Here is a 22,064-nt window from a genome sequence, read left to right on the forward strand (position 1 = left end):
ATATTTTAGCACTACTTAGGCTACAAGTTCAATGCTAAACTTATCTTGTTAAATGATTAACAATAGGTGCAAGACTGGCCCAGTACTAATCGGCATTTCTCAAAACCATTACTTAAGCAGTGAATGCGAGTCTTAGTTTTTATAGATACAGCCGAACGTTAGTAGGACCATAATGCTGTTTTATCTAAATTCGGAAAGTCTGATGGTCACTTGTCTTAGCACATATATTGTTATCTGGATGCAAAAGCAGTTAGTCATATCAAAGCAGATTAGTGAGCATGGTAAAGATAAGGAGAATCGATTATGAAAATGAAAGCTGCCATTGTTCGTCAAGCTACGGATCCATACAAATTTGAAGAAGTCGAACTTGCTGAGCCAAAAAATGACGAGGTCCTGGTACGCATCACTGCCAGCGGTCTTTGCCACACTGATGAATTTGGCCGCACGCTTGGCATGTCGCCAATTGTTTTGGGACATGAAGGGGTCGGCATCATTGAAAAACTGGGCGAAAACGTCAAAGACTTTGCGGTTGGCGATCATGTAGCCTTTTCATACGCCTTTTGCGGTCACTGCAAGAGCTGCGTTCAAGGCCGTCCTCAATACTGTGAAAAATTTAACGAAATTAATTTTGGCGGCGTGGGTGCTGATTGTCAGAGCAAGCTGTCGCAAAACGGTCAGCCGGTAGCAATGTTTTTTGGCCAATCATCATTTGCTCAATATGCTACGATCAGTGAAGAAAGCATCGTAAAAATCGATGAAGACGTTGATCTGGCCATGATTGCACCATTTGGCTGTGGCGTTCAGACTGGTGCCGGGGCCGTCTTAAACACGCTGCGTCCCCACGTTGACGAAACGTTGGCTGTCTTTGGCTGTGGTGCGGTTGGCTTTAGCGCGATCATGGCTGCCAAGGTGGCGGGCTGCCGTCAGATTATTGCGGTTGGCGGCAATGAGCACAGTCTGGCACTGGCCAAGGAACTGGGCGCAACCGACGTAATCAACCGCAAGCAGCTGCCGGCTGGTCAAACGATGGCCCAGGCAGTCCAGGCAATCTCAAATGGCGGCGTCAACTATGCCATTGATACCTCTGGCAATGGCAACATGATCCAAAACGCCATTCAAAGTACCTGTCTGAATGGTAAAATCGTTTTGCTGGCGCCATCTGGTGAAGTTGAGAACTTTGACTTTGGTAAGGACGTCTTGATGGCATATCGGACCGTAATTGGCTGTTGTGAAGGTGACTCCAATCCAAAGATCTTTATTCCGCGGTTGGTTCAACTCTACAAAGAAGGGCGGTTCCCAATCGACAAGATCATTACCAAGTATCCATTTGAACAGTTGGAACAGGCTCGAGAAGATTCCAACGCTGGCAAGGTTATCAAAGCCGTTGTGACGATGGAGTAGGCATTTAAATCCTCAGTAAATGAAAAAACAGCACTGTAAGGTTTACAATGCTGTTTTTAAATTATTTTTCAGCTTTTAACCGCGCCATTGACCAAAAAACTGATATCCAGTGGAACGACACGGTTGGTCAGTTCACCGATAGACAAAAAGTCAACGCCACAGCCGCGATAGGATGCAATCGTAGTCAAATCAATACCACCGGACGCCTCGGTAAGAATTCCAGCAGGGACCAGCTTTTGCCATTCTTTAATCGTGGCCGGTACCTGGTTATCAAACATGATCGCGTCGGCATGATGAGCAATCGCGGTCCGCAGCTGACTCTCTGTTTCGACCTCAACTTCAACGCGCGTCATTGGTCCAACGCTTTGCTTGGCCAGATCGATTGCCTTGCCAACGCTGCCTGCCAATGCCAGGTGATTGTCTTTTAACATAATCCCGTGCGTTAGTCCCATACGGTGATTAAACCCGCCACCAGCACGTACGGCCGCTTTTTCGAACATTCTTAGTCCAGGCATCGTTTTGCGTGTATCCACGATCTTGATGGTTGGATCAGCTAACAGCTGGACGGCTTGAGCAGTTTTAGTAGCAATCCCGCTCATGTGCTGCAGCAGATTCAAAATAACGCGCTCACCGCTCAGCAAAACGGTTGCTGATCCTTTGACGTGTGCCAGCTCGGTCTTTTTGGCGACTTTTTCACCATCGCTGACCAATAGTTCAACTTCAGCACCGCCTAAAAGGTCATAGACGGCATTGATAACCTGCAGACCGCAGACAATTCCATCTGCCTTGGCAATAAACGTTCCTTCAATGACATGATCGGGTAGGGGAGCAAGACTGGCATCCCCAAATTCCAGATCTTCTTTTAAAAAGGCAGTCAGTTTTTGTTTGAGAAGAAAATCATTCAGCATGAGCGCCCTCATTCTTTCCTGGCTCCGGCAATGCCAAGACAGCCACCGAACCAATAATCAACGAAATCATGAAAATCAAGAAAATCATATTGATGCTGACGTGTTGGTCAATCCAAACCCCAACCAGCAGCGGTCCAACCACGGCACCAATTCGGCCCATTCCTTGCGCCATCCCGGTCATCGTCCCGCGAACATCAGTCTCATACAATGTTGGCGTCAAAGCGATAATGGCACCATAAGCTCCCAAGTTGAAGAACGATAAGATGCAGCCGGCAAGAACCGTCAGTGTACTGCTGGAAACATTGCCGAACATGATTGCTCCCAGCGCTGTTCCCAACATGTAGATGGCAAAAACATACTTAATCTTGATTTTGCCGGCAAGCCAAGCCGCCAGATAGTATCCAGGCAACTGGGCCACCACAATGATCGTCGTATAGCCGAAACTTTCGATGACGCTGTTGCCCCGTGCCAGCATAATGCTTGGCAGCCACATAAACATCCCGTAGTAGCTGAACATTACCATCAGCCAAGCAATCCATAGCAGAACGGTCTTGCCATGAAACGACTTTTTTAAGGCTTGGCCCAAAGCAACATGCTGCGTTTGGACGTGACTGATTTCTTGAATGTTGCGGCGCATCATGATGGCAAAAAAGCCAGTCAGTGCAGTAACCAGTAACAGACCCCGCCAGCCAATCGTGGTGCTGAGCAAAAACGACAGAAATGAGGCAATCAGCCAGCCAATCGCCCAAAAGCTATCAGCCATAATCAGCATTTGTGAGCGCTTGTTGCCCTGGTATAAGTCAGAAATGTAAGTAGCAGCTACTGGCAGTTCGCCACCGAGTCCCATTCCAACAAAGAAACGAATTACCAAAAAGCTTTTAAAGCCAACCGCGGCTGCTAAGACCACATTCCCCAGCGAAAACATCAGCAGGGTAATGATCAGCGTGTTCTTGCGGCCAATTCGATCAGCCAGGTGACCAAAATAAAAGCCGCCGCAGATCATCCCAATAGTGCTGACCGAACTGATCAATCCGGTCTGTGAATTAGCCAGTCCCCAAGCCCTGCGAACAATCGGCATGATAAATGACAGCAGTCCCACGTCCAGCGCGTCAAACATCCATGCCGTACCAATAATTAAAAACGTGGTAAATGCAGTCTTTTTAACGTTAATGCCTTGATCCATTTTACTTCTCCCTTAACCAGTTATTAAAAAAGTATTAGTTACTTTTATTGTGATCAAGTGTAATCCTTTGGCGGCCGAATACAAGTTTTATTTGGCGATTTACCAAACCAGTTAACAATTATGCGATCGCTGCCATTACTGGATTGATCGCGTTTTGTAAAAGTAAAATCTACCTAAAATAATTTAGGACTAGATATTTTCGAAAGCGCTTATCCAGGGGATGCAAATTAGCTTGATTGCAAATTGACTACAAAATCAGCATCCCAAAAATAAACAGCGACCACTTAATCTCGTCAAACGATTAAAAGGCGGCAGGATTTATGAAAATGAGCCTTCGACTGACTTTTAAGGTGGCAGCCTGTTTTGACCTGCCAAATGATTTTTGATACGCTGTTTTTGCGTTTAAGATTTAAAAGTTAAAGTTAAGGAGAAGTCGATGCCAAACAATAATTTAAAAACCGATCGTCCGCGCTGTTCATGGGTCAACCTGCAAAACCCGCTTTACGTGAAATATCATGACTGTGAGTGGGGCAAACCGATTCATGACGATCACCGGCTGTTTGAAATGCTGCTTCTTGAGTCGTTTCAAGCCGGCTTGTCATGGGAAACGGTGCTAAATAAACGAGCTGCTTTCAAACAGGCATTTGCGGGATTTGATGTTGGCAGGGTCGCTAAATTTAATGATGAGGACTGTCAGCGGCTACTGCAAAACCCAGGAATCATCCGGCATCGTTTAAAGATTCGCGCGGCGGTTGGCAATGCCCAGATCTTTATGGCTATTCAACAAGAATGGGGTACTTTTTCAAATTATCTGTGGCATTGGACGCAAGAGGAGACAATTCGCGAAATCGGTCAAACCAGATCACAGCTGTCTGATGATATTGCCAAAGATCTAAAAAAGCGCGGGATGAAGTTTGTGGGCACGACTACGATTTATGCCTATCTGCAGGCAGTCGGCGTGGTCAACGGACATGAGCGTTCCTGCTGGCTGGGGAAGTCGCTGTAAGCATGATCAAACTGGCTTTGACAGCATAAATTTACATCTACTATGATAGTCGGTGTTTTTTGATGGCGTTTACAATAATGGCGGGCAGTTTATTTGCATCCCTACCTCAGCGTGCTATTCTGAAGGTAAAAGAACTGCAATGAGGTGATTTTAATGACGGATTATCAAGAAAAGCTGAATGAAGCACGGGCCAACAATCGCAATCTGTTTGGTGCATTGGGCGAGACCGGCAAAGGCTTTAACGCTATGCATGATGCTGCCGTCAAGGATGGCGCGCTAGATTTAAAGACTAAGGAGCTAGAGGCGATTGCGATCGCGATTGCCATGCGCTGCGAGGGATGTATCGTTCAACATGCCAAGGCGTGCCTGAAAGCTGGCGTTACCAGAGATGAACTGGTTGAAACGATTGGCATTGCTGTCATGATGGGTGGCGGTCCAGCAACGGTTTATGGCGGCAAGGCATTGGACTGCTATGATCAGTTTGTCCAGGCCTCAAAATAAGCTATCGTCAAAAACGACATAAGTGATAATTAGATAAATAAAAATGGCGCGGAGCAATCCGGGCCATTTTTTATTTCGTATTATCTGAAGGCAGGATTTAGATCTAAAGTCGAAGCCTGTTTGAAGTTTGGCTTTACTTTATATGACAGAAATCAGCTCAATCAAGTTTTCCGTATGCTTCGTCATCAACTGGTTCCAGCCATTCATTAGATGTTTTGGTACCTGGAATCTCAAATGCCAGATGACTGAACCAGCTGTTTTTCTTAGCGCCGTGCCAGTGCTTGACGTTGGCTGGAATCTCAACGACATCGCCAGGCTTCAAACTTTGAGCCGGCTTGCCTGCTTCTTGATACCAGCCTTCGCCATCAACGCAGATCAACACCTGACCACCGCCACTGGCTGCACGGTGAACATGCCAGTTGTTGCGGCAGCCTGGTTCAAAAGTAACGTTGCTGATTGCCAAAGGATCGCCTGGTTTTGACAAGACGTTAAGATATGACTGGCCGATAAAGTATTGAGCGTAGGCGTCATTTGGCTGACCAATCCCGAACATCCCGCCGTGAGCATTGGCAGGATCCTTTAAGTCCTCGGCATAGACTTCTTTGGCCTGATTGAAGGCGGCCCAGGCATTTGGCCAGCCAGCATAGAAAGCCAGGTGAGTCAGCAGTTCAGCCATTTCTTGTTTGGTGACGCCATTTTTACGAGCCGTGGCCAGGTGATAATGCAGCGAATTGTCAGTAATGCCTTTGCCAATCAGTGCGCTGATCGTGGCAATACTGCGCAGCTTTAGCGACAGTTTGTCTTCACGTGACCAGACCTCGCCAAACAGCACATCGTCGTTTAAATGAGCAAATTCTGGGGCAAACTCGCCCAGTGCATCGTGTCCTGCAGTTTGTTTCATTAGATTTTACCTCCATAAACCGGGAAAAAGCCATCTTTCCCATAATCTTTGATGTGTTCCAGATGCTTCATCGTTTCCAGATCATCAGCCCCAATAACAAAGTCAACATCAGCATTCTGCTTCATATGGTCGGGGTTGGCCGTCTTAGGCAGCGGCAGAAGACCAAGCTGCAGATCATAGCGGATGCACAGCTGAGCTACGGAAACGCCATATTTGTCAGCCAGCTCATTTAAGACTGGATTGGCTAAAACGGCGCCGTGCGCAACTGGTGAGTAGGCCTCAACCAAAATATCGTTCTGCTGACAAAAGTCGATCAGTTCAAATGGGGTGTTCGTGACGTGGGCCAGAACCTGATTGACGGCTGGGCGAACCGTTGCGTGATCCAGAATGTTCTGCAGATCGTGCTGGTTGAAGTTGGAAACGCCAATCGCGCGCAGCTTGCCGGCATGGTAGGCGTCCTCTAATGCCTGGTAAGCGGCCAGGTTGCCGGCTTCATGACGGTCAGCGGATTGATTGACTTCTTTCCAAGGCTGCGGACTGTGAATGATCATCATGTCAATGTAATCCAGTCCCAGTTTCTGCAGCGACTCTTCGATTGCCTGGGCAGCTGACTCGTAGTCTTTGAGCTCAGCTGCCAGCTTGGTGGTTACAAAGATCTCATCGCGGGCCTTGCCAGATTGCTGAATGCCGCGGCCAACGCCTTTTTCGTTTTCGTAGGCTTCAGCAGTGTCAATATGACGATAGCCCAGCTGCAGAGCCGTAGTCACTGCTTTTTCAGCCGCATCGTCATCTAAAAGCCAGGTGCCTAAAGCAAGTTTGGGAATCTTGACGCCATTGTTTAGCTGGTAGTCTTCATTAAGAATCGTCACTTAAGATCACTCCTTGGTGGTTTTGCTTGATAGTTCATTCCTGGAATCTGGTCCAGGGGTAAATTAGAGATGCTGTCGGGATGATAGACGGCTTTTTCGGTACCGGCCTTGATTGCTTCTTTGTAGTACCAGTCTTTATAGTCGAGTTCCTTGAGATAGAAGTTGAGCTGCTCAATCTGATCAAGGACGTGCTGACGCTGCTCTTTAATAATGGCATAGCGTTGTTCCAGCGTTGCATCGCCTTCCGCGCACAGATCAACGTATTTTTTGATCTGGCGAATCGGCATTCCGGTACCTTTTAGGCAGTTTAGAATACGCAGCCAGGGGAAATCGGTATCTTCGAAAACACGGATGCCATTGACGCGCTTAACGTTGGGCAGCAAGCCTTCCTTATCGTAGTAGCGCAACGTGGAAGGGGTAACGCCCATCATCTGAGCAACCTGAGAGATGGTGTATGACATTTCCCAGCCTCCTTTCATTTCATCAGCTGATGTCTTTATGCTAAACCTTAAAGTTAACTTTAAGTCAATGGTTAAATGAGATTTTTTACGACCTTTCTTGAAAAATAAAACAGCCCCAGCCGGAAATTACCAGGCTGAGACTGTTGAATTGATGTTTGTGTTGATTGCAGGCTGTGAAAAGTCAGATCGATCCGAGAAGCATTGCAGCTATTCAGCGATAACTTGGCCAGTAATGCATAAAACGTCAGCTAGAATCATCGTAACTAAAATTGCTGGCAAACTTAAGTGAATCAAAGGAACCAAATAAGTCGTGAAATTATAAAGCACTAAAAATAAAAACATTAGAAGGTTGCAGACACCGAAATGCTTGAGCCAGTTATGCCGCTTAACCAGTTGTTTCAGTTCTTTCAAATTAATCACTCCCCAATCAATAAATTCTCAGCTGGACGTCTTTGGGCAGATTATTGTAGAGCCAGGTCGCGTCTTTTTTGGAAACTTGAATCGTATCGTCAACATGATTGCCCAGCTTAGGTTCCGCCTCAATGTCGGTATTCTGGCCAACGCTTAACCAATTGATGGACTTAATGTCTTTGCCATCAGTATCGTAATGAAAGATCGATGGACCTCTAAGATCGCCAACCAAAAGCTGATGTTGTCCAGCAGCAAGGTTGACTCTGGCGTTGAGAATATAGACAACCTTTTTACTGTTTAAAATGTAGATCTTGTTTTGTTTAGGAAAGGCAGCCATGGTAAGATGCCGACCGCTAATTTTGGGATAGGCGCCTTTTTCCGAGGATTGGTCAATTTGAAGGGTCCGCAATCGATTGGTATGGACGCGCAGCTGGCATAACTGGTTTTTAGTTCAGTAGGCGGTTGATTAAAGATCCCACCTAGATTAACGAAGACTAGTTCAATCAAAACAATGCTGATGCTGAGTTTTAGCATCTGCTTGATTTCACGATTCATTTTTCAAAATACTCTTACAAGTTAATTTAGCCGTAAAGATTGTTTAAATAATAGCAATTGGATGATTTAACCCTGGATCGTCCAATGCATCTGAGTTCTAAAAATCTTTCATATATGCCAATACCATCAAATACTAACCAGATTGATCATAATGTCAACTACGCTTTATGTAGCTTTAAAAGTATTTGATTAGATCAGCTAATTTGTTTTCATTAAGTTTTAATTATTTAAATGATAAAAAGGATGCAGGCGATATCGTCCGCATCCTTTTTTGTTTTGAAATAGTTCGGGATTTGCTGAAATAAATCAAGCTTGTAAGGTAATGGAATTATTGATATTGCTGTGGCGGTATCCATAACCGAAATAGAGTACCATGCCGATCACAAACCAGATGCCGGCCCCGATCCAGGTTTCTTTTGATAGAAACGACATCATAAACAGGCAGGCAAAACCGGATAGCAATGGCAGAACTGGATACAAAGGAACCTTGAAGCCGCCTTCGTTAAGAATGTCAGCACGCTTGCGCAGTGGGATGATCCCAAACGAAACCATCGTAAAGGCCAAGAGCGTACCGATATTAACCAGATTGGTAAGACTATCTAAGGATACGAAACCGCCCATAATGGCAATTACAATGGCAACGGCCCATAAAGCGATTTTTGGCGTGTGCGACTTTTTGTCCAACTGGTGCAGCGAGGTTGGCAAAAGGCCGTCACGACTAAGCGAGTAGATCAGCCGAGATGAAGCGTAGATCGCGGTAAACATGCAGGTAGCCATGCCAATCAGCGCTCCAATCGAAAGCAGAGAGGCCAGCCAGCCTTGGTGGACGGACTGCAGAGCAAACGCAACTGGGTTGGCAACGTCCAAATGCTTGTAGTTGACCATGCCAGTCAGAACCAGCGATACCCCCATGTACAGCACCGTGGCGATCAGCAGCGTACCAATGATTCCAATCGGCATGTTCTTTTGGGGATGCTTGACTTCAGCCGCGGAACTCGAGATACAGTCAAAACCTAAGAAGGCAAAGAAAACGGTTGTTGCCCCCTTGAACGCACCGTGCGCCCCATATGGCAGGAACGGATGGTAGTTGGCCTTTTTGACAAAGAAGATGCCAATCACAATAAACGCAACGATGATTAAAAGCTTAACCACAATGGCGATATTGTTGACGCGAACCGATTCATGCATCCCATATGAAAGCAGCCAGGTGATCAAAAGCACGCTTAGAATCGCTGTCAGGTTAATATAGGTACCGCCAGCGGGATTAAACGGACCAGACAGCGATTTGGGAATGTTGACGCCGCAGCTGGCCAGCAGCGAGTTGAAGTAGGCCGCCCAGCCAGTCGAGACGCAGGCAACGGCCAACAAGTATTCCAAAACCAGTGCCCAGCCCATGATCCAGCCGATGAACTCGCCATAGATGATGTTGCCGTATGAATAGGCACTGCCGGCTACCGGAATGGCTGATGAGAACTCGGCGTAACACATCCCAGCCAAGCCGCACACTACCGCGGCGGCCAAAAAGGAAAGCGTCACGCCTGGACCGGCATCATTGGCCGCGACCGTTCCCGGCAGGATGAAGATCCCACTGCCGATGACAGCGCCGATCCCCATTGCCATTAAATCTCCGGCATTCATGGTCTTGGGCATTTGGCCGTCAGTCTTCATGTAGCTGGCTAGACTCTCTTTGCGAAACAGATCCATATTATCAACCCCCCAGATCTGACAAGTAACAAAAACCGATCACTATTTAATTTATTTTCAAATTCATTAATAATCTTGCTACCAATACTAGTACTGAAAAAATTAAAAATCAATTAGAAAATATTCAAAGATTTTAATACTTAACGTTAAATAAAATTAAAATGACACCGATTGCAACTAAATGTTTTTAAGTGGGTAAATAATTTTTAGAAGAGTCAACTGTCAATCATTAATTGTTAAACAGAGCATAAATAAAAAGCCTACAGCCTAACACTGTGAGCTAATAAAAAGAGCGCTCTTATTTGGTAAGGAGCGCCTAGCCGGCTGGTTGGCTAGAAAGCACCAACTGCACGCGGCCTAATCATCATCTTAGTTATATTATCTGACATCCCATTAACAAAACTTTGATGCGACAAGGATTTGCGACGTCGCACGGATAACTAGTCTTCAAATGATTGGATGCAGACCAATTGATCGTTTGAGATGTGCTCATTCAATGCGTTGGCCAGATCACTAGAGATTACCCCAGCGGCAGCCTGTTGCTGAACATAGCTGTGCTCATCTTGAAACGCCTCAATGGCTAATGTCCGCAAAACGTTGATGTCCATTTCGCCTCGGGAATGGAAACGATCCAAAGTCTGCTGGCGATTCAGATACATGCGGCGGACCATCGCGACTTCATGGACGTTGTCGGACGTCTGCACTTCATCGAGAAACTCGTTGACATCGGTCATGGTCATGTTAAAGATTGACTCTAACCGATCAAAGTACTGCTGACGAACGACCTTGGATTTATCCTGTAAGGTTTTATCGTCGTGGATTTTCTGGAGTTGTGCAAACGTCTGGGGATGATGCTTATGCAGCTTATGACTCAAACGTTTCCACTTAAACCGGTAATGCCAGATTCTTAAAAAGGCAAACAGGCCATGCTGACTGTGCATTAAGGCATCGCGACCAATCATGCGGTTATAAACCTGCTCTTCTTTGGCAGTGACGACGCCATTTTCGCGCAGCTCAGCCAGGGTCTGCATTTCAACGCCGCGCGCCTGACTGGCAAGTCGATCATAGACGTTGCGATTGATCTTAAAGGTCAGCGTCATCTGACTGCTCAGCTGGTCAATCAAAAGCGCCTGTTCTTTTGTTTTCTGGCGATTCGCTCAGTTCATCGATTGCATATTGCACGGTATGAATCAGCTGATCTTGGAACTCATCGTTGGTATAGTTCTTAGTCTTGGCTGGCAGCAGACGCGGAAAAGCCAATGTACCGACCGTCAGACTGATCAAAATGACGATGGCGGCCAAAAGAATCAGCTGATTGCGGGTTGCCAGCTGCGCGCTTTCGGTTAGCACGGGGATGGAAAAGGCCATTGCCAGCGTAATCGTACCGTGAATTCCGCCTAAAGCAAGCAGCAGGCCGTCACGTTTCGGATTCTTAGAGTGCATATCAACTAATTTGAAACGTGCCCATAGATAGCGAATCAAGCTCATTGCCAGGTAAAGACCCAGTGCTAAGAGAGCCAGTTTCAAGATCGTGGCGGTCAAAGTCTGGCGAACGACTTCTGGCAGCATAACCCCCAGCAGTACGAACACAAAACCGTTTAACAGACTGGCAATGATATTCCAAAGCGTCGTCGTAGCGTTCTGTACGCGCGAAGAAGTGAGCCGCAGCTGGTCGTACAAGATACTGTGCACGATTCCGGCTGCCACGACTGCCAGAATTCCCGAAAGATGTATTTCCTCAGCCAGCCAGTAGACGGCAAATGGAGTCATAACGTTGATTGGAATAACGATGGAGCCGATATCGACGTGGGTTCGCATCAGCGTCGTTCGCAGCGCGATCAGCATCCAACCCATCAGTGATCCAAAAATAATCCCGCCAAAGAACACGTATAAAAAGGTTAAGACGCCGTGGCCCAGCGAAAATTCCCCAGAAGTCAAGGTCCCGGTAGCCAGACTGAACAAGACCAGTCCGGAAGCATCGTTGAACAGCGATTCGTATTCCAGCGTCTCATTAACGTTTTTCGGCATCTCAACATTGGTCGTCAAAGACTTAACCGCAACGGCATCCGTAGGCGTAATGATAGCTGCCAGCATGAAGGCCAGCGCATAAGTGAAATGCTGCGGTAAAGCCAGCTTGAGGCCGCCACCAACCAGAATTACCGTGACAACGGCCAGGCCGACTGCCATTGACAGAATCTGGCGAATATTTTGCGAAAGCTGGCGAAAGGAAACGTTTTGGCCATCGTTAAACATTAATGGCGCGATAATCAGTAGCATGAAAATCTCCGGCTCTAAAACGATGGCATGCGTATCAATCGGCAAGATACTCAGCATGATGCCGGCTAGGATCTGATAAATCGCCAATGGCAAAACCGGCCAGAGCAGATGAATGATGTTGGCCGCCACAACGGTTATCAATAGCAGGCCAACAATATAGACAGTGGTCATAAGGTTCCTCCCAATATTAATTTATTTAATTATAACTGATCAGACCAGACTGCGGATACCGACAAGCACTTTATTATCCCGATAATTTATTGACGATATGATATCTTATGTAAAATTATGTGCAGGACTGAACTGAATTAAATCATTTGGCTTTCTTTTACGGCATCCCGACTTAACCAGCTTGCACCTAAAATCGCCAGCATGTCTTACAAAGAAGTTCTCATTAAGTCATAAAAAAAGAGCGCCCTTATATAAGGAGCGCCCAGCCGGCTTACTAAGCATTGATGACCGTAATCAAAGATTGATTAAATTATTTTGAAGCCCATTTGACTTTGAGCATGTTATAATACTTTAAGTTTTATAAGACTATGATTGAAATTAAGTAAAGAAGGGATCTACGTGACACTTACTGGAGCAGATTGGCAGCTTTTAGAATCAATCATCGTTGTCTTGCCGAAAAAGAAACTTAAAAAAGTGTGTAAGCATACCGATGCAACCAAGAAAGCCATTAAGCAGGTACGCAAAGGCCAGTCTTTTGTAAGAGAATGGGACCCAAAAGTGGCATCTCAGACTTTGCAGTATTTAGAAAAGCACGTTTATAAAAAGGACCTGGCTAAAATGAATCAGCACCGGTTGATCTGCAACTATCACGTGATGATCAACGACTTGAATCGGGCAGTCTTTGATGAAAACTATCGTGGGCAGTATCCGCCACTGACCCGTGAATCGCGCATTCAGATTGAGCGCAATCCTTTAGTCCAGCCAGGGGAAGGCTATCGCAACATTATTGATTATTATCTGGATGATGGGCTGATGGGAGCACCCAGATATGCCAAGCTGCATGAGGCCACGATTGGCGAGGTTCTGGATGAAATGGCGATTATGGGGCAGTACAGCATTTAAGAAAACATTCAATCAAAACCAAAGCGTCTGGCAGCCCGCCAGACGCTTTTTTGATTCAGCTTTCAAACAGATACGGCTGATCAAAACGCACCATTAAGTCTGGCAGCCGCTGTTTCAATCGTTGCTGCGCGGTCAGATCATAAAAATAACTGGTCTGGGTTTGAACGTCTACCATCTCTAGATAATGAGTATAAACCTCATGACCTGCCAATTGATCAAGCACGACTTGTTTTAAAAGCTCGTCTCCCTGCTTGATAGCTTTCTGATCCTCAATCGGGGATGTCTGCCAAAGATTGAGCGAGGCATTGATAAAACGCGAAGTGGGCGTTCTCTTTAAGGGTGGGGGAGTTTTGGAGTCGCGAATCGCCATGATTATTTCGGCATCGCTGGCCGCTTGATCGATTCCTAGATAGTCAGTCAGTTTTTGATGCTGTTTTGCATAGCAGGGACTGTTGGTTAAGACACCCAGCTGGATGGGCTGAATCTTTAAATCAAGCTGGGTAGGCTCGATCAGATAGGTACCAGTGGCATCGCTTAAAAGCCAATGAAATGGATGGACGATGTCATGATCGTGCCAGATTACGCCATTTAGTGCTACCGAGTCCAATTCTGCAGCGATTTCGGCAACTGATGCGTGCGTGCCCAGCAGCCAGCCGATCAAGTCCTGTGGCGACAGATTCAGATGATGGCTTTGGGGATGGTCATAATAAACCTGCGGACCGGGAAAATATAGCTCAGCTGCCCATAAGCCCGCCGAATTCAAGCCATCGCCAATCAGATAGTGGTGATTGATTTTGCGCATCCCGCCTAAGATCGCGTAATCGTTGGCAAATGAGTCGCATTCCGGCAGACTCTGCCATTGATAATCGATTGGCAGATATCCCAGCTGCCATGGCGTGGAGCGGGTTGGAAAGTCCATCGTGCGCCCGACAAAGCGATGCCGTTGTCTGGTTGTAAAACTGATTGCCGTACACATGCTATCAACGCCTTTTTCTTAAACTTCACGGCAATTCTAGCATTAATTTAAGCGAATCACTAGTTTCATAACCGGCTATAATAAATTAAAAGGGGTTGAAAGAAAATGGGAATTCTACTGCAGATCTTGAGTATTTTGATTGCTCTGGTCGCAATTACGGTTAGCTGGCAGATCGTCCGCAACACGCATCGCATTGCCTTTCATGGTGAATCAGCCTGGCGCAAGGCATTATTTGAGGCAATCGACAATCCGCGCTGGACGGCAGCTGACCTGGAAAAAATCCGCAACCGTATGAACTTAAAGATTCTGGCGTTTTATGAGCATCGCTGTTTTGGTACCGATGATTCACAGCAGCCATCGTTTGAAAAGCTGCGCCACGAACTGGATCACTTTGCAGAACTGGACAAAGGCGAAAAGTCGCTGGATCTGCGCATCTTTTTTGAAATTGACCGGCTGCTGCGTCTGCTCAACGAAAGCAACCGTGAAACGCTGCCATATTCTGAAACACGGATTTTAAGGCAGCTGGTGCGCATGAAACTGAAAAACGACTGGCTGGTCTTCAATGGTCAGAATAAAGAGTTCAATAACGACGAAATCATCGAAAAATGGCTGCCATAACCCGTCAGATGACTGAGGCACGGTTATTTAAAAGCCAGCGCCGGTTTTGTATAATTAAGTTAAAGATGTTGTCTTCAGCAATTAGTTTAAAACAGCCAAAGGAGGAAGAATGATGACGCGCATGATAACCCGTTTGGCAGCCGCCGTTTTGCTGGCGACCGCGGTATCAGGAGGTACAATTGCCGCTACCACCAAATCGTCGCCAATTGCCCAGGCTGCGCAGACCATTAAGCTGAACGAAAAACAAGCTTTGGCTAAATTCAAGCAAAAATATGCCAAGGCCAAGATCAGCGAAATCAGTCTGGAAAAGCACCATAATTGTTATCAGTACGAGATTTCCGGCTTTGATTCACAAAAGGAATATTCAGCTAAGATCGATGCACAGACTGGCAAATTATCCGCTGCCAAAACTGAAAAACTTGATGCTGACGACCATGAGACGGCAATCAAGCTTAATCAGGTCATCAGTCGTCAAAAAGCCAATCAATTAGCTGAAAAAGCCGCTAAATCCGGTCAAGGCCGCGAATGGACGCTGGAAACCGATCATGGTCAAACGATCTGGCAAGTTGACGTGGTTGACGGTCATCAAAAAACCGAAGTTAAAATCAATGCTGTCAACAAAAAGGTGATCAGTGTCGAGACCGATGATTAGCTAAAAAATGCTCGTCAAGCTGTTTAAAACTTGCGGGCATTTTTAAGGTAGCTGGTTCTCTCTGTTTTTTGAAAGTAGCATTAAAATTTTAGTTTTAATGCGTTTGTATTTTAAAACCGTTTTGGATGCCTATATTTATCTATATCTAACATGATCTATTTAACTAAGGAGTTTGCCATGATTAAAATTACTGCCGTTGATCCCCAAGACCTGCCAGCCATCCTGCGCATCGAACGACTTGGCTTTAACGAGGCCGAAGCTGGAACTGCTGCTCAGTATCAGGCACGGATCAATCAGCTTGCCGATACGTTTCTGGCAGCACGCGACGCCGATCAGCTCGTTGGCTTTATCGTCGGTCCAGTCGTTGATGCGCGTTTTAAATATATTGAAGACTGGATGTATGAAGCTAACGTACAAAATCGCGCTCAACCTGGCGGCAACCAGATGATTCAAACGATTGCCGTTGATCCTGATTATCGTGGCCAAGGGATTGGCTCCAGTCTGCTGCAGGCCATAGAAAAACAGGCAATTCAAAACCAGCGGCATCACATCGCGCTGACCTGTTTACTGGATCGCGTGCCATTTTATGAGAAAAACGGCTATGTTAATCAAGGCATCGCAGCGTCAGCGCATGCCGGTGAAGTCTGGTACAACATGACCAAGCTTTTGCCCAGCCAACCGCAGCCCCTTGGTTAGCATTTCAGCGATTTCAATCTTTAACTGCGGCTTGTCACTGGACAAAATGAATCTTAGAATAAAAGCAGTCAATTCGTTTTTGAGGAGTGATCTTAATGATTAAAGACGGCTTTATCCCTTTTGGCCCTTACCGAACTTATTATCGGATCGTTGGCAAGCCCAGCGATAAGGCACCTTTACTGCTGCTGCATGGCGGACCGGGATCGACACACAACTACTTTGAGGCTTTAGATGAGCTGGCGGAGCGTGATCAGCGGCAATTGATCATGTACGACCAGATTGGCTGCGGCCTTTCCTCAATGCCCGATCATCCCCAGGTCTATCAGGCTGCGACCTGGCTGCGGGAACTAAAGAATCTGCGGGAACGGCTGCATCTGGATCGGATCCATCTGTTGGGCCAGTCTTGGGGCGGAATGCTGGCAATCATGTATCTTTGTGATGAAATGCCGGCTGGAATTAAGAGCCTGATTCTTTCAAGTACCCTTTCTGATGCCCAATTATGGGGTCAAGAACAGCACCGTTTGATCAGTTTTATGAGCAAGGAAGATCAAGAAGTCATTGCTCAAGCTGAAGCAGCCAATGATTTCACTGGTGATGCCTATCAGCGGGTCAATACCCGGTTTATGGAACTGCACGTAGCGGCAGCACCTGATGAAAATGCTCCTGAATACCTGTGGCGCGAGAAAAACGTTGGCGAACTGGCCTATCAAACGGCCTGGGGACCCAATGAGTTTACGCCGACCGGCAATCTCAAGGACTATGACTATACCGCCAAGCTGCACAGTCTACACGTGCCAACGCTGATCACCAGTGGGACCAACGACCTTTGTACGCCCTTGGTTGCCAAGACGATGGCCGACGCCCTGCCCAATTCGCAATGGCATCTGTTTAACGGCACGCGGCATATGTCGTTTGTCGAAAAGCCTTTGGAATATCAAGCAGTACTGCAGGATTGGCTGGATCAGCACGATTAGACCAGCTCAAGCAGTCAGACTGCCGCGATGGTACGTTGCAAAGATGACAAAGCTCCCTGCTCAGGCAAATAGCCCCGGCAGAGAGCTTTTTATTTATCAGTAGTTGTCATTCATCCGTAAGCACACCATAACAACCCTGTGCAAAAGCATTGATAGCTTAGCTGCAGTGGTCGCTGAAAACTATGATGATTATTAAAAGTGTACTATTTTGTGTACACAAATGTTATAATTAAACCAACAAACCAAGGTGGTGAATGATCGTGATTGAAGCTGTAACGACACGAGAATTGCGGAAAAATTTCAAGAAGTATGCTGATGATATAGTTGAATATGGTGATACGGTTTTGGTTGCAAGACCAGAAAATAAGAATGTTGTAATGATTTCTGAAAAAGAGTACAACTCTTGGCAAGAAACTAACTATCTGCTAAAAAGCGAGGCGAACAGGGCTGCTTTAAAGCATTCGATTGAACAGCTCGGCAAGCAGGAACATTTTTTAACGCCAGAAGAATTTGAGAGCTTAAACAGTCGTGAATAAGCTGAATATTGTTTTTACAGCAGATGCTTGGGAAGAATATTTGGAATGGAAAAAGGCCAACCGATCAATGGTTAAACGTATTGACAAGCTGATCAGTGATACAATTAGGCATCCCTTTTCCGGATTGGGAAAGCCAGAGCCTTTACAACATGATCTGCAAGGCTTTTGGTCTAAAAAAATTAATGACGAGCATCGCATGGTATACGCGGTAACTGAGACGGCTATTCAAATCATCCAACTAAAGTATCATTATCATAAATAAGCAGAAAGGCCCCAGCGTGTTTGCTGAGGCCTTTTTAAGATAATAGATCAGTTAATGGTGTGATTACGTTCATACATGCATAAAGTCGCAGTAGTAGTCACAATGCATGGTTTGCGGAACCTGATCCCATTTGACTGGATAGCCGGCACCATGCGCGCAGAAAACCGAATCCGGCGTATTAGCCAGATCGGCAGTCGGCAGATAGTCCGCCTGCTGAATGATCTCGTCAGCATTATGACATGGTCGATAGCCAGCCGGTAGACACTCCAACTGTCCCTGGCCATGCGTATAGCCGCGCAGCACCGTGGCATAGTCGCTCATTTGGGCAACTGGCGCCAGACCGGTCAGCAAAACGCTGTCAGTCGTCTGGTCACCAAGCGGGTCAACCTCGCCATGCATCCGCTGCAGATCGTTAAGCGCGCGACCAACCTGAGTACTTGGAACTATTAGGCGGAAACGATACCACGGCTCTAAAAGCTGACATTGCTGCCGAGCTTTTAAAGTCATCAGTCCCTGCCGCAGCGCGCGACTGGCAGCTTGACGGAAGTCCCCGCCCTCAGTATGTTTAACGTGCGCGCGGCCGCCGACCAGCGTTACTTTGACATCAGTCAGCGGGGCACCGATCAAAACGCCTTTGGGACTGGTCTGCTCCAGACTGGTAATAATCTGATGCTGCCAGTTTTTATTCAGCACGTCGATACTGCATTGGCTGGCATAGCGCATCCCCGCTCCCCGCTTGGCCGGTTCCAGCAAGAGATGGGCTTCGGCATAGTGCCGCAATGGCTCAAAGTGGCCGACTCCCTCAATTGGCGCGGTGATGGTCTCGCGATATAAAATGCCGCCCTTGATGAAGTCGACGTCTATATCAAATCGTTCTAAAAGCAGCTGCTGCATAATCTCGAGCTGTACGGTCCCCATGATCTGAACGCGAATCTCCTGCAGCTGCTCATTCCAGACCACGTGCAGCAGTGGATCTTCGTCAGCCAGCGTCTGCATGGCTTTTAAGCATTGGTGAACGTCATTTTCTTTCGGGTCTACCGCATAGCTCAACACGGGCTGCATAAGCGTCTGCGTGTCGTCTTTAAGCTTTCCCAGCCCTTGCCCCGGATAGGTTGTCGTTGGTCCGGCAATGGCACAGGTAGCGCCTGATGCAACCTGATTGACAATGGTAAACTTACTGCCATTGTATACCCGCAGCTGATTGGCTTTTTGATCCGGTAAAATCGCAGTCTTTGCCTTGAGACTGCCGCCCATCACCCGCACCCAGGTTAAGCGTTCACCCCGTTCATCATGTGAGATCTTAAACACCCGCGCCGCAAACTCGCTGGGAAATTCACGGGGCTGAGTCCATTGAGCAAGTGAAGCCAGCAAGGCATCGATCCCCTGCAGCTTTAATGCTGAACCAAAGCAGCAGGGAAAAAGCTGCCGGTGTTGAATCATCTGCCGAATCCGCTCATCTGAAAGCCGACCTTGATCCAGGTATTCTAACAGTGCATCATCATCTTGCATGGCCAGTTCTTCATGATCAAATGGTTTAAGATTGCCATTAAAATCCGTCAATGCAAAACAGCCTGGCGCAAGCTCGGTCTGCAGCTGACTAAGGACAGCCTGACCATCAGCCGTATCAGCATCCATTTTATTGATAAAGATAAAAGTCGGAACGCGGTTTTCAGTCAGCAGCTGCCAAAGCGTTCTGGTATAGCCTTTAACGCCATCGGTTGCTGAAATTACCAAAACCGCATAGTCTAAAACCCGCAGCGCCTGTTCAGTCTGAGCGGCAAAGTCAACGTGGCCAGGGGTATCCAGCAGCGTGATGGACAGGTCGTCATACTCAAGCTTGGCCTGGTGGGAAAAAATCGTAATGCCACGCTTTTTTTCAAGCTGATCGGAATCCAGGAAAGCATCCCCATTGTCAACACGTCCCAGACGGCGAATGATTCCCGTCTGATAAAGCAGGGCCTCAGACAGCGTTGTTTTACCGGCATCAACATGTGCGATCATGCCAATCGTAATCTGTTTGCTCAATTCAATTCTCCTTTATGGTAGTGAGTTGCCGGCTGCCAGATAGATATCGTACCATTCCTGGTTGGTCAAGGTTATCTCGCTGCCTTGAGCACTATCGATAATATGCTGCGGATTCATCGTCCCCAAAAGCACTTGCATTTTTGCGGGATGTTTGAGAATCCAAGCAACCGCGATCGCATTTTTAGAAACATGATACTTATCGGCAAGCTGCTTTAACACCACGTTTAATTCATGGAACTCCTCATTGTCGATAAAGGTTCCCGCAAATGTACCATATTGAAACGGCGACCAGGTTTGAATCGTCATTTGCTTGCGCCGCGTGTATTCCAACAGTCCCCCATCATGATTGAGCGAGGCTTGATCAGTCATATTGGTATGCAGGCCAAAATCAATCATCCCCGTGTGCATGATCGAAAACTGCAGCTGGTCAACCAACAGCCGCTGTGAGCAGGCATGCTGCAGCAATTCAATCTGTTGCGGGTTGAAGTTGGAAACGCCAAAGTGCCTTACTTTGCCGGCTTTTTGCAGCTCATCAAAAACCGCGGCTACTTCTTCAGGTTCCATCAATGGATCAGGCCGATGAATCAAGAACGAGTCCAGATAGTCAATGCCCATCCGCTCTAAGATGCCATCTACGGCAGTCAGCAGATGCTTTTTAGAAGAGTCATAGCGCGTAATGCGGCCCGTTTCATCAGCAAACAGCCCAGCCTTGGATTGAATGTAGAAATCATCTCGTCGTAGCCCACTTTGCTTGAGTGCCTGGCCAAAATGAATTTCGGATGAGCCGCGACCAAGTTTGGGATCACGGCCATAGATGTCAGCGGAATCGATAAAGTTGATGCCAGCTTCATGAGCGGCCTGAAGCGTCTTAACAGCCCCAGCAACGGGCAGTGTCCCCATCCGCATGATCCCTAAGGCAACGTTTGAGACTTCCCAATTTGTTGCGCCAATTTTAATCGTCTGCATAATTTAACGCCTTCTTTATTGTTGATATGATCAGTATAAACCAAAACAAAAAAATCTCCTAAAACTCATGCCGGTTCTAGGAGAATGCAGTTAATGCGACCGATTGGGCAGATCATAGGTAAAGCCCTCGCCTTCCACGCTAGCGATGTCAAACGTAGTAATAAAGGCATGCGGATCGATATCATTGATTAAGCGCTTCAAGGTCACGACTTCTTCAGAGGCCACTACGCAATAGACGGCTTGGCCTGGCTGATGCGAATAGGCACCTTCGCTTTTCAGCAGCGTGACGCCCCGTTCCAGCTGCCACATGATCTGATTGCTAATCTCCTCGGTTTGGGTCGAGATAATGATGAAACCTTGTGCAGGATAGGAACCAGCCTGCGTAAAATTGACCACCTTGGAAAAGACATAGGATGCTAACAGCGTGTACATCATTTTACGGATATCGATATAGGAAAGCGATGCCGTTAAAACGATCGCGTCACAGATTAAAAGCGAACGCCCCATGGGAACGCCGCGATGCCTTTCAAACATCCGTGCGACGACATCTGACCCACCCGTTGTACCATCAAAACGGTAGACGATTCCTGAGCCAAAGCCGCCGATCAGACCAGCTAAGACCCCAGAAATAAACAGGTCATGCTGAATATCCAGGGTGAATGGGACGCGCTGCCAAATCCAGATCCATACTGATAGCCAAATGGTGCCATAGACGGTATAGATCAAAGCGCGCCGTCCCAATAGCCGATAGCCGATGACGATCAGTGGAATATTGATGCAAAAAGTCGAAATGGAAGGATCAACATGAAATAGATGATAGATGATCAAAGAGATCCCGGTAACCCCGCCTTCCGCTAATCGATTGGCAATATTGATCTTAACGAATCCCAGTGCATAAATGCCGCAGCCGATCGTGATCATCAACAGATCCAGCAGTCTTACTTTGTTGGTCGATGCCTGCTTGAGCATTGCATCACCCGCCTTTCTTAAGTCATGTTCGATCAATTCAGCTTCCCATGCCAGGTAGCTGATTAAATAACTAAATTCTAGATGCAAACCGGTTGTTTAGTCAAATCACGCCGTTTAACGATATAATAGAAGTTAATTA

Annotated in this window: 22 protein-coding genes and 1 pseudogene; 10 read left to right on the top strand and 13 right to left on the bottom strand. The window is 46.9% G+C overall.

Annotation, left to right across the window (positions count from 1 at the left end; all coding sequences use genetic code 11):
* Window positions 1-303: 303 nt before the first annotated feature.
* Window positions 304-1,401 carry an NAD(P)-dependent alcohol dehydrogenase gene (locus tag H0G69_RS04670; RefSeq protein WP_180305315.1) on the top strand — a complete coding sequence of 366 codons (1,098 nt, stop codon included), beginning with the start codon at window positions 304-306 and terminating at the stop codon, window positions 1,399-1,401.
* 68 nt (window positions 1,402-1,469) lie between these two features.
* Here H0G69_RS04670 and nadC read toward each other — a convergent pair whose 3' ends face one another.
* Both nadC and H0G69_RS04680 read right to left on the bottom strand, forming a co-directional pair.
* A complete protein-coding gene (gene nadC / locus H0G69_RS04675; RefSeq protein ID WP_180305316.1) occupies window positions 1,470-2,309 on the bottom strand; it encodes a carboxylating nicotinate-nucleotide diphosphorylase in 840 nt (279 codons plus the stop codon).
* Window positions 2,299-3,492, bottom strand: coding sequence for an MFS transporter (locus H0G69_RS04680; RefSeq protein ID WP_180305317.1), 1,194 nt, complete (start codon window positions 3,490-3,492; stop codon window positions 2,299-2,301). Before H0G69_RS04680 ends, nadC begins: the two co-directional genes overlap by 11 nt.
* Window positions 3,493-3,928: 436 nt before the next feature.
* On the opposite strand from H0G69_RS04680, the gene H0G69_RS04685 reads away from it, so the two are divergent.
* Window positions 3,929-4,498 (top strand): DNA-3-methyladenine glycosylase I, encoded by a 570-nt coding sequence (locus H0G69_RS04685; protein WP_180305318.1) that lies wholly within the window; start codon window positions 3,929-3,931, stop codon window positions 4,496-4,498.
* 153 nt (window positions 4,499-4,651) lie between these two features.
* Window positions 4,652-4,999: a carboxymuconolactone decarboxylase family protein gene (locus tag H0G69_RS04690; RefSeq protein ID WP_033935493.1), complete on the top strand. Its 348-nt coding sequence runs from the start codon at window positions 4,652-4,654 to the stop codon at window positions 4,997-4,999.
* A 157-nt stretch (window positions 5,000-5,156) separates the two neighbouring features.
* Here H0G69_RS04690 and H0G69_RS04695 read toward each other — a convergent pair whose 3' ends face one another.
* From H0G69_RS04695 to H0G69_RS04725, 7 genes and pseudogenes are all read right to left on the bottom strand, one after another.
* A complete protein-coding gene (locus tag H0G69_RS04695) occupies window positions 5,157-5,900 on the bottom strand; it encodes a carboxymuconolactone decarboxylase family protein (protein WP_180305319.1) in 744 nt (247 codons plus the stop codon).
* Window positions 5,900-6,769, bottom strand: a complete 870-nt coding sequence (locus H0G69_RS04700; RefSeq protein WP_180305320.1) for an aldo/keto reductase — start codon at window positions 6,767-6,769, stop codon at window positions 5,900-5,902. Before H0G69_RS04700 ends, H0G69_RS04695 begins: the two co-directional genes overlap by 1 nt.
* Window positions 6,766-7,230, bottom strand: coding sequence for a MerR family transcriptional regulator (locus tag H0G69_RS04705; RefSeq protein ID WP_180305321.1), 465 nt, complete (start codon window positions 7,228-7,230; stop codon window positions 6,766-6,768). The genes H0G69_RS04700 and H0G69_RS04705 overlap by 4 nt, the downstream gene beginning before the upstream one ends.
* Window positions 7,231-7,437: 207 nt before the next feature.
* Window positions 7,438-7,641, bottom strand: a complete 204-nt coding sequence (locus H0G69_RS04710; protein ID WP_033935496.1) for a hypothetical protein — start codon at window positions 7,639-7,641, stop codon at window positions 7,438-7,440.
* Window positions 7,642-7,657: 16 nt separating this feature from the next.
* Window positions 7,658-7,978 (bottom strand): hypothetical protein, encoded by a 321-nt coding sequence (locus H0G69_RS04715; RefSeq protein ID WP_180305322.1) that lies wholly within the window; start codon window positions 7,976-7,978, stop codon window positions 7,658-7,660.
* Window positions 7,979-8,502: 524 nt separating this feature from the next.
* Window positions 8,503-9,900 (bottom strand): APC family permease, encoded by a 1,398-nt coding sequence (locus H0G69_RS04720; RefSeq protein WP_180305323.1) that lies wholly within the window; start codon window positions 9,898-9,900, stop codon window positions 8,503-8,505.
* A 440-nt stretch (window positions 9,901-10,340) separates the two neighbouring features.
* A pseudogene (locus H0G69_RS04725) lies at window positions 10,341-12,348 on the bottom strand (cation:proton antiporter).
* 399 nt (window positions 12,349-12,747) lie between these two features.
* On the opposite strand from H0G69_RS04725, the gene H0G69_RS04730 reads away from it, so the two are divergent.
* Complete coding sequence (locus tag H0G69_RS04730) at window positions 12,748-13,251, top strand: hypothetical protein (RefSeq protein WP_180305324.1); 504 nt, start codon at window positions 12,748-12,750, stop codon at window positions 13,249-13,251.
* A 55-nt stretch (window positions 13,252-13,306) separates the two neighbouring features.
* On the opposite strand, the gene H0G69_RS04735 is transcribed toward H0G69_RS04730, so the two are convergent.
* The gene (locus tag H0G69_RS04735; protein ID WP_180305325.1) at window positions 13,307-14,227 is read right to left on the bottom strand and encodes a linear amide C-N hydrolase; all 921 of its coding nucleotides are present in this window, start codon (window positions 14,225-14,227) and stop codon (window positions 13,307-13,309) included.
* A 105-nt stretch (window positions 14,228-14,332) separates the two neighbouring features.
* On the opposite strand from H0G69_RS04735, the gene H0G69_RS04740 reads away from it, so the two are divergent.
* The 6 genes from H0G69_RS04740 (at window position 14,333) to H0G69_RS04765 (ending at window position 17,965) form a co-directional block, all read left to right on the top strand.
* Window positions 14,333-14,845, top strand: coding sequence for a hypothetical protein (locus H0G69_RS04740; RefSeq protein WP_006500972.1), 513 nt, complete (start codon window positions 14,333-14,335; stop codon window positions 14,843-14,845).
* Between the two features lie 112 nt (window positions 14,846-14,957).
* Window positions 14,958-15,497 carry a PepSY domain-containing protein gene (locus tag H0G69_RS04745; protein WP_240164382.1) on the top strand — a complete coding sequence of 180 codons (540 nt, stop codon included), beginning with the start codon at window positions 14,958-14,960 and terminating at the stop codon, window positions 15,495-15,497.
* Between the two features lie 177 nt (window positions 15,498-15,674).
* The gene (locus H0G69_RS04750; RefSeq protein ID WP_240164383.1) at window positions 15,675-16,193 is read left to right on the top strand and encodes a GNAT family N-acetyltransferase; all 519 of its coding nucleotides are present in this window, start codon (window positions 15,675-15,677) and stop codon (window positions 16,191-16,193) included.
* Window positions 16,194-16,288: 95 nt separating this feature from the next.
* A complete protein-coding gene (pepI, locus tag H0G69_RS04755; protein ID WP_180305328.1) occupies window positions 16,289-17,167 on the top strand; it encodes a proline iminopeptidase in 879 nt (292 codons plus the stop codon).
* Between the two features lie 254 nt (window positions 17,168-17,421).
* Window positions 17,422-17,703: a type II toxin-antitoxin system Phd/YefM family antitoxin gene (locus H0G69_RS04760; RefSeq protein ID WP_180305329.1), complete on the top strand. Its 282-nt coding sequence runs from the start codon at window positions 17,422-17,424 to the stop codon at window positions 17,701-17,703.
* Window positions 17,696-17,965 (top strand): Txe/YoeB family addiction module toxin, encoded by a 270-nt coding sequence (locus tag H0G69_RS04765; RefSeq protein ID WP_006500967.1) that lies wholly within the window; start codon window positions 17,696-17,698, stop codon window positions 17,963-17,965. Before H0G69_RS04760 ends, H0G69_RS04765 begins: the two co-directional genes overlap by 8 nt.
* A gap of 69 nt (window positions 17,966-18,034) precedes the next feature.
* Here the strand turns inward: H0G69_RS04765 and H0G69_RS04770 are convergent, their stop codons facing one another.
* The 3 genes from H0G69_RS04770 to H0G69_RS04780 all read right to left on the bottom strand — a co-directional run bounded on the left by H0G69_RS04770 (window position 18,035) and on the right by H0G69_RS04780 (window position 21,925).
* Window positions 18,035-19,990: an elongation factor G gene (locus tag H0G69_RS04770; RefSeq protein WP_080749626.1), complete on the bottom strand. Its 1,956-nt coding sequence runs from the start codon at window positions 19,988-19,990 to the stop codon at window positions 18,035-18,037.
* Between the two features lie 12 nt (window positions 19,991-20,002).
* Window positions 20,003-20,956 carry an aldo/keto reductase gene (locus H0G69_RS04775; RefSeq protein ID WP_180305330.1) on the bottom strand — a complete coding sequence of 318 codons (954 nt, stop codon included), beginning with the start codon at window positions 20,954-20,956 and terminating at the stop codon, window positions 20,003-20,005.
* Window positions 20,957-21,046: 90 nt separating this feature from the next.
* A complete protein-coding gene (locus H0G69_RS04780; RefSeq protein WP_056968276.1) occupies window positions 21,047-21,925 on the bottom strand; it encodes a YitT family protein in 879 nt (292 codons plus the stop codon).
* Between the last annotated feature and the right edge of the window lie 139 nt (window positions 21,926-22,064).

Origin of the sequence: Limosilactobacillus mucosae, from assembly GCF_013423865.1 — a bacterium.
Classification (GTDB): Bacteria; Bacillota; Bacilli; order Lactobacillales; family Lactobacillaceae; genus Limosilactobacillus; species Limosilactobacillus mucosae.